At 72.6% G+C, this 7,918-nt stretch carries 7 protein-coding genes; 4 read left to right on the forward strand and 3 right to left on the reverse strand.

Annotation, left to right across the window (positions count from 1 at the left end; genetic code table 11):
- Positions 1–12: 12 nt before the first annotated feature.
- The 3 genes from ACZ7MG_RS31585 to hypE are packed head-to-tail and all read left to right on the forward strand — an operon-like array spanning position 13 to position 2,511.
- The gene (locus tag ACZ7MG_RS31585) at positions 13–318 is read left to right on the forward strand and encodes a HypC/HybG/HupF family hydrogenase formation chaperone (protein ID WP_471381313.1); all 306 of its coding nucleotides are present in this window, start codon (positions 13–15) and stop codon (positions 316–318) included.
- Entirely contained in the window at positions 315–1,445 is a 1,131-nt protein-coding gene (hypD, locus tag ACZ7MG_RS31590; RefSeq protein WP_471381314.1) for a hydrogenase formation protein HypD, read from the forward strand. The genes ACZ7MG_RS31585 and hypD overlap by 4 nt, the downstream gene beginning before the upstream one ends.
- Complete coding sequence (gene hypE, locus ACZ7MG_RS31595) at positions 1,438–2,511, forward strand: hydrogenase expression/formation protein HypE (protein ID WP_471381315.1); 1,074 nt, start codon at positions 1,438–1,440, stop codon at positions 2,509–2,511. The genes hypD and hypE overlap by 8 nt, the downstream gene beginning before the upstream one ends.
- A gap of 239 nt (positions 2,512–2,750) precedes the next feature.
- Here the strand turns inward: hypE and ACZ7MG_RS31600 are convergent, their stop codons facing one another.
- From ACZ7MG_RS31600 to ACZ7MG_RS31610, 3 genes are read right to left on the reverse strand one after another with little or no spacing between them, the layout of a single operon-like run.
- Complete coding sequence (locus ACZ7MG_RS31600) at positions 2,751–3,905, reverse strand: RNA polymerase sigma factor (RefSeq protein ID WP_471381316.1); 1,155 nt, start codon at positions 3,903–3,905, stop codon at positions 2,751–2,753.
- Entirely contained in the window at positions 3,905–4,324 is a 420-nt protein-coding gene (locus tag ACZ7MG_RS31605) for a YciI family protein (RefSeq protein ID WP_471381317.1), read from the reverse strand. Before ACZ7MG_RS31605 ends, ACZ7MG_RS31600 begins: the two co-directional genes overlap by 1 nt.
- 42 nt (positions 4,325–4,366) lie before the next feature.
- Complete coding sequence (locus ACZ7MG_RS31610; protein WP_471381318.1) at positions 4,367–5,578, reverse strand: serine hydrolase domain-containing protein; 1,212 nt, start codon at positions 5,576–5,578, stop codon at positions 4,367–4,369.
- 151 nt (positions 5,579–5,729) lie between these two features.
- Between ACZ7MG_RS31610 and ACZ7MG_RS31615 the strand changes: the two genes are divergently transcribed.
- Positions 5,730–7,918: AfsR/SARP family transcriptional regulator (locus tag ACZ7MG_RS31615; RefSeq protein WP_471946279.1), on the forward strand; the 2,189-nt coding region annotated here is incomplete at its 3' end.

The following is a 7,918-nucleotide window of genomic DNA, read 5'->3' on the forward strand; positions in this document are numbered from 1 at the left end:
GAGGAGAGGCTCATGTGCCTGGCGGTACCCGGCAGAGTGCTGGACATCGAGGAACGGGACGGCACGCGGATGGCCACCGTCGACTTCGGCGGCGTGGTCAAGGAGGTGTGCCTGGAGTATCTGCCCGACCTCCGGGTCGGCGAGTACGCCATCGTCCACGTCGGCTTCGCCCTGCAGCGGCTGGACGAGGAGTCGGCGCGGCAGACGCTCGAACTCTTCGCCGAACTCGGCATGCTGCAGGAGGAGTTCGGCGACCCCTGGGAGACGGCGGCGAAGGAGGCGGGCGTGGACCCGCTGGAAGAGGTGCGCAACCCGTGAAGTACATCGACGAGTTCCAGGACCCGGAGCTGGCGCGCCGGCTCCTCGACGACATCCACGCCACGGTGACCAGGCCATGGGCCCTCATGGAGGTGTGCGGCGGGCAGACGCACAGCATCATCCGGCACGGCATCGACCAACTCCTCCCCGAGAAGGTCGAGTTGATCCACGGACCCGGCTGTCCGGTGTGCGTGACCCCGCTGGAGGTCATCGACAAGGCGCTGGAGATCGCCTCCCGGCCGGGGGTGATCTTCTGCTCCTTCGGGGACATGCTGCGGGTGCCGGGCACCGGCCGGGACCTGTTCCAGGTCCGGGGCGAGGGCGGAGACGTACGGGTCGTCTACTCACCGCTCGACGCACTGCGGATCGCCCAGCAGAACCCGGACCGCGAGGTCGTGTTCTTCGGCATCGGCTTCGAGACGACGGCACCACCCAACGCCATGACGGTCCATCAGGCCCGCAAGCTGGGCATCAGGAACTTCAGCATGCTGGTGTCCCATGTCCGCGTACCCCCCGCCATCGAGGCGATCATGTCCTCGCCCAGCTGCCGGGTGCAGGGCTTCCTCGCCGCCGGACACGTGTGCAGCGTGATGGGCGTCGAGGAGTACCCGGAGCTGGCGGACCGCTACCGGGTGCCGATCGTCGTGACCGGCTTCGAGCCCCTGGACATCCTCGAAGGCGTACGCCGGGCCGTCCGTCAGCTGGAACGCGGTGAACACACCGTCGACAACGCCTACGCCCGTGCCGTGCGCCCGGAGGGCAATCCGGCCGCCCGCGCCATGCTGGAGGACGTCTTCGAGGTCACCGACCGGGCCTGGCGCGGGATCGGGGTGATCCCCGACAGCGGTTGGCGGCTGGCGTCGAAGTACCGCGACCACGACGCCGAGCACCGCTTCGCGGTCGACGGGATCAGGACGGCCGAACCCGCCGAGTGCCGCAGCGGCGAGGTCCTGCAAGGGCTGCTCAAGCCGCACGAGTGCGAGGCGTTCGGCACCCTGTGCACGCCTCGTACGCCGCTGGGCGCCACGATGGTGTCCAGTGAGGGGGCCTGCGCGGCGTACTACCTCTACCGGCGGCTGGACCTGCCCGCCACCACGACGGTCCGGGAGGCGAGCCCCGTTGTCTGACACCACCGAACGGCCCGTCCTCGACGTCGAGGCGTGGACCTGCCCGCTGCCCGTACGCGACCGGCCCCGGGTCGTCATGGGCCACGGCGGCGGCGGGGTCCTCTCCGCCGAACTGGTCCAGCAGATCTTCGCGCCCGCGTTCGGGGGAGAGGTGCTGGCCCAGATGGGCGACGCCGCGGTCCTCTCGCTGGGCGGCGCCCGGCTGGCGTTCTCCACCGACTCCTACGTCGTACGGCCGCTGTTTTTCCCCGGCGGCAGCATCGGGGACCTGGCGGTCAACGGGACCGTCAACGACCTCGCCATGAGCGGGGCCCGGGCCGCCTACCTCTCCTGCGGATTCATCCTGGAGGAGGGCGTCGAGCTGGACGTGGTCACCCGGGTGTCCCAGGCGCTCGGCGCGGCGGCGCGCACCGCCGGGGTGGAGGTCGCCACCGGGGACACCAAGGTCGTGGAGGCCGGACACGGCGACGGGATCTTCATCAACACGGCGGGCATCGGCGTCGTCCCGGCGGGCGTCGATCTGCGGCCCCAGCGGGTCGTCCCGGGTGATGTGGTGATCGTCAGCGGCGCCATCGGGGTGCACGGTGTGGCCATCATGAGCGTGCGTGAGGGGCTGGAGTTCGGCGTGGAGATCAAGAGCGACTGCGCGGCGCTCGGCGGTCTCGTCGAGACCATGCTCGCCGTCACCCCCGATCTGCATGTGCTGCGCGATCCCACCCGAGGCGGCCTGGCCGCCTCGCTCAACGAGATCGCGGCGGCCTCCGGCACCGGCGTCGTCATCCGCGAACGTGACGTCCCGGTCCCGCCGGCCGTGGCCAATGCCTGCGCCATCCTCGGCCTGGACCCCATGTACATCGCCAACGAGGGCAAGCTCGTGGCCTTCGTTCCGCGCGAACACGCCGACGCGGTGCTGGAGGCGATGCGCGCCCACCCGCTCGGCGCGGACGCCGTGATCGTCGGCGAGGCCGTCGAGGAACATCCCGGCATGGTCGTCGCCCGGACCGGTCTGGGCGGGACACGGGTGATCGATCTGCCGATCGGCGAGCAGCTGCCACGGATCTGCTGAGCGCGCGGGGGGCCCGCCGGGCGGGGTCTGCTGGGTGGGGTCTGCCGGGCTGGACCTGATGGAGGCGGGTCTGCTGGGCGGGGTCTGCCGGGCCGGATCTGCTGGCCCGGTCCGCCGGGCCGGTGTGTCGTGCTGGATCTGCTTGAGGCGGGGCTGCCGGGCTGGGACCGGCGGGCTGGGCCTGTCGTGCATGGGGTGCCGGTGGTGGGACTCGCCGCTTGGGGCGGTCCTGTGGGGGGCTACCCGGTGGGTCCGTGTCGGGCGGCGTTGAGGCGGGCGGCCTGGTGGGTCAGGTGGGCGCGTTCGGCGAGTGTGGGGGACTTGCGGGCGGCCTCGGCGTAGAGGCGGGCCGCGGTCGGCAGATCGCCGTCGCGCTCGTGGAGGTAGGCCGCCACGGCGGTATGCCGGGGCAGGGAGTCGTTCAGGGCCGCGAGCGCCGCCAGGCCGGCGCGCGGTCCGTCCGCCTCACCCAAGGCCACCGCCCGGTTCAACCGGACGACCGGGCTGTCGGTCAGGCGCACCAGTTCGTCGTACCACTCGACGATCTGCACCCAGTCGGTCTCCTCGGCACTGGGCGCGTCCGCGTGCAGGGCGGCGACGGCGGCCTGGGCCTGGAACTCACCGAGGCGGTCCCGGGCGAGGGCCGCCTGAAGGATCACGACACCCTCGGCGATCGACGCCGTGTCCCACCGCCCGCGATCCTGCTCGGCCAGCGGTACGAGGCTGCCGTCGGGGGCGGTCCGGGCGGCGCGCCGGGCGTGGTGGAGCAGCATCAGGGCGAGCAGCCCCGCCACCTCGGGATGGTCGATGGAGGCCGCGAGCTGCCGGGTGAGCCGGATCGCCTCGGCGGACAGGTCGACATCACCGGAGTAGCCCTCGTTGAAGACCAGATACAGCACGCGCAGCACGGTGGCCACATCGCCCGGCTGGTCGAGCCGCACACCGGAGACCGTGCGCTTGGCCCGGCTGATGCGCTGCGCCATGGTCGCCTCGGGCACCAGATAGGCCTGGGCGATCTGCCGGGTGGTGAGGCCGCCGACGGCGCGCAGGGTGAGGGCGACCGCCGACGACGGGGTCAGCGACGGGTGCGCGCACAGGAAGTAGAGCTGGAGCGTGTCGTCCACGGCGGGAGTGGGGCCGGGTGCCGGTTCCTCGTCGACACGGTCCTCACGGCGACGGCGCGCGGTGTCCGCGCGGGTCGCGTCGAGGAACTTCCGCCAGGCCGCAGTGACCAGCCAGCCCTTCGGGTCCCGGGGCCGCTCGCCGGGCCACACCCGGACCGCCTCGACCAGCGCGTCCTGCACGGCGTCCTCGGCCGCCGCGAAGTCGGCTCCGCGGCGGACGAGGACGGCGATCACGCTCGGCGTGAGGCTTCTGAGCAGGGACTCGTCCATCAAGGGTGGCACTCGTCCGTGACGTCGGGCGACATGGTCAGGAACGGGCGCAGCTCCAGCCACTCGTGGATCGGCCTGCCGCCCGCCCCGGGGGCGGCCGACAGCTCTCCGGCCAGTTCGACGGCCCGCTCGTGGCTGTCGACGTCGATCACCATCCAGCCCGCGATGAGGTCCTTGGTCTCGGCGAACGGCCCGTCGGTCACCGGCGGGCGCCCCTCACCGTCGTAGCGGACCCAGGACCCCTCGGGGGCGAGCGCCTGACCGTCGACGTACTCGCCGGTCTTCTCCAGCCGCTCCGCGAAGTCCCGCATGTACTGGATGTGGGCCGAGATCTCCTCCGGCGTCCACTGGTCCATGGGCACGTCGTTGACGGCGGCCGGGGCGCCTCGGTAGTGCTTCAGGAGCAGGTACTTGGCCATGACGGTTCTCCTCGGTGCTGGTGCGGCCCATTCTGGTCGCGTTCACACCGGGGACGGAGCGGGACGCGGGTTCTCGACATCGGCGGCCGAGATTTTTTCCGGGGGCGGACAGAATTCCGCGGAGACCACGGTCTTGCCGCCGCCGACCCAGTCACCGTTGAAGTTCAGGGTGATCATGTGACGGCCGTCCCTGGTGCCGAAGGACTGGGTGGAGGAGCCGTGGATGCCGCCGGAGTGGCCCCAGACCCGGACGCCGCAGGTCGTCTCGTACTCGATGAGGCCCAGGCCGTAGCGCTGGCTCGGCAGATTGCCCTCGGTCGAGACCGTGCTCGTCATCTGCCGCAGCTGGGCGGGGCGCAGCAGCCGGCCGGTGAACAGGGCGGTGTAGAACCGGTTGAGATCGGCGGCGTTGGTGATCATCTCGCCCGCCGCCCAGGCCCAGGACGGGTTCAGCTCGGTCACGTCGTACGTTCTGCCCGGGTCCTCGGTGAACGTGGAGTAGTGCCGGGTGGGGGCGGGCACCCGCGGGTCGGAGCCGGGGAAGTACGTGGATCGCATCCCGAGCGGCTTGGTGATGCGGCGCTCGATCTCCTCGGCGTAGGGCCTGCCGGTGAGCTTTTCGAGGATCAGCCCGAGCACCAGGTAGTTGGTGTTGGAGTAGCGCCAGGAGGTACCGGGCTCGAACTGGGGCGGGTTCCGCAGGGCGAGGGCGATGACCTGCTCCGGGGTCCAGTCGTCGTAGCGGGTGGTGAGGAACTCGATGCCCAGCACCTGCCGGGCGAACGTGGCGTCCTCGGTGAAGTTGAAGATGCCGCTGGTGTGGTTCATCAGCTGCCGCACCGTGATCCGCGTGCCGTCGTGGCCCTTGCCCCGTACGAGTCCGGGCAGATAGTGGTCGACCGTGGTGTCGAGGTCGACCTTGCCCTCCGCCTGGAGCTGGAGCATGACGGTCGCCACGAGCGACTTGGTGACACTTCCCGTGCGGAAGCTGTCGCCGGCGCCGCGTGGCTGTCTCGTGGTGAGGTCGGCGACGCCCGAAGTGCCTTTCCACACACCGTCGTTGTCGCGTACCTGCGCCACGACTCCGGGTACGCCGGCGGCCACGGCGGCGTCCATGGCCGCCTGGGTGGTGGGGTGGCGTAACTCCCGGTCGGCCGCGGCGGCCGGGGTGGCCGGGGTGACCAACAGGGCCGTGCTCGCCGCCGCGAGCGCTGTCACTCCGGCCAGCGCCGTCCGTACCAGGCGTGTCGACATGCGTGCCAACTCTCTCTCGGGTGTGGGGACTTGCGGCATCGTCGCGGCGGTCTCCAACAGCCGTCCAACGCGCGGCCAACACGGGGGCGGGTGACCTGCTTTGATCAGGGACCGATAGTCGAAAGAGGACGGTCGTCGTCTTGGAGTGCCCGTGAGATTCGCAGTACTGGGAGCGCTGAGCGTGGTCGGCGACGACGGTACGGCCGTGGCCGTCCGTGGAGCCAAGGTGCGCGCCTTGCTGGCGGTACTGCTGCTGGAGCCGAACCGGGCCGTGCCTGTGGACACGGTGAGGGAGGCGCTGTGGGGCGAGGACCCGCCGCCGACGGCCGCCGCCTCGCTGCACAACCACATCGCCCGGCTGCGGCGCGCTCTGGGCGGCACCGGCGGTACCGGCGGCGGTCGGCTGCGTACGGTCGCTCTCGGGCTCGAACTGCGGGTCGAGCGGGGTGAGTTGGACCGGGACGTGTTCGAGGCGGAGGTACGTGGGGCGCAGGAGGCCCGCAAGCAGGGGGAGTGGGAGGCGGCGGAGCGGGCCGCGGGGGCGGCGCTCGCGCTGTGGCGCGGCACCCCGTTCGCGGACGTGCCCGCACTCGCCGGACACCCAGTCGTGACGTATCTCCAGGAGCAGCGGCTGCAGGCGCTGGAGTGCCGCTTCGAGGCGCTGTTGCGGCTCGACCGCCTTGATGGGCTGGCCGCCGAACTCGGGACCCTGGCCGGGGAACACCCGTTCCGGGAGACGCTGCATCGTCAGCTGATCCTTGTCCTCGGCCGCACGGGTCGCCAGGCCGAAGCACTGGCGCTCTTCCGGTCCCTGCGCCGGACCCTGGTCGAGGAACTGGGCGTGGAGCCGGGGCCCGCGCTCCAGGACGCGCATCGGGAGGTGCTGCGCAGTGCGGGCGCTGGGGGGCGTGAAGGGTCCGCTGTCCCGGTCGCCGCCGCTTCGTTCGACTCTGGCCCGTTCGACTCTGGCCCGTTCGGCTCTGGCCTGGTTGCCTCCGTTCCGGTCGCCTCCGCCCCGGGTAGCGGGGTCTGGGCTGCGGCCTCGGGGCCGCCCGCGCCGCCGGAGCGGCTTCCCGCGCCGTCCGAGCAGCTTCTGGCGCCGCCCGAGCTGCTTCTGACGCCTCCCGTGCGACCGGAGCAACTCCCCGCACCGCCCGCCCAGTTCGTGGGCCGCGCCGAGCACATCGCCGCGATCCGCGCCGCGCTGGAGGCGGAGCGCGGCCGTACGGCGCTCGCCGTGATCAGCGGAATGCCGGGCGTGGGCAAGACGGGGCTCGCCCTGCATGTCGCGGAACGGCTCCGGCGGGCGTTCCCGGACGGTCAGCTCTACCTCAATCTGCACGGCGCCACACCCGGGATGACGCCGCTCGCGCCTGCCGAGGCCCTGGCTGCCCTCCTGCACGGCCTGGGGGTCGACGCCCGGCGGATCCCGGGCGACGTGGCGGCCGGTTCCGCCCTGCTGCGTTCCGCGCTCGCCCCCACCCGCACACTGCTCGTGCTCGACGACGCGGCCTCGGCGAGCCAGGTACGCCCACTGCTGCCGGCCGGCGCCGGGTGCGCCGTCCTGCTGACCAGCAGACAGCCGTTGGCCACCCTGGAGGCCTCCACACACCTCCGGCTCGACCCGCTCACCCCCGAGGAGGGCGCCCTGCTGCTGGAGCGGGCCTCGGGCCGGGCCTGGGCCGCCTCCGACGCCGAACCGGTGGCCCGGCTGGTGGCCCTGTGCGGCCGTCTGCCCCTGGCCCTGCGGGTCTGCGCGGCCCGACTGCGGAGCCGCAGCGCCCTCGCGGTGGACCGGCTGGTGGAGCGCCTCGCCCGCCCCGAAGACCGCCTGGACCACCTGGAGCTGGAGGACCTGAGCGTCCGCCGCTCCCTGACGGCGGCCCACGAGGCCCTCCTCGGCTCGGGTGATCCGCGCGACGGTGACGCCGCCGCGGCCCTGCTGCTCATCGGCGCGCTGGACCTGCCCGAGTACGGCGTACCGCTCCTGGCCGTCGCGATGGACCGCAACGAGCGGATCGCCGAACGCGCCCTCGACCGGCTGGCGGAGGTGGCCCTCCTCCAGGAGACGGGCTGGGGCCGCTACGTCCCGCACGACCTGGTCCGCGACTTCGCCCGCGAACTCGCCGCGCGGCCGGGGACACCGACGGCGGCCGACGCCGCCGACGCGGGCGCGGGCACGGGCACGGAGGCCGACGCCGAAGTCGACGCTGTCGAACGCTGTCTGCGCTGGTACGAGCAGAGTCTCGCCCGGTGCGCCGCGGCCCTGCGCCCTCGCCTGGGCCGCACACCCGAGCGGGACCAGCGCCACCCGGACCGCGCACCCGACCGGCGTCGGCC

The organism is Streptomyces sp. NPDC107538, from assembly GCF_055657445.1.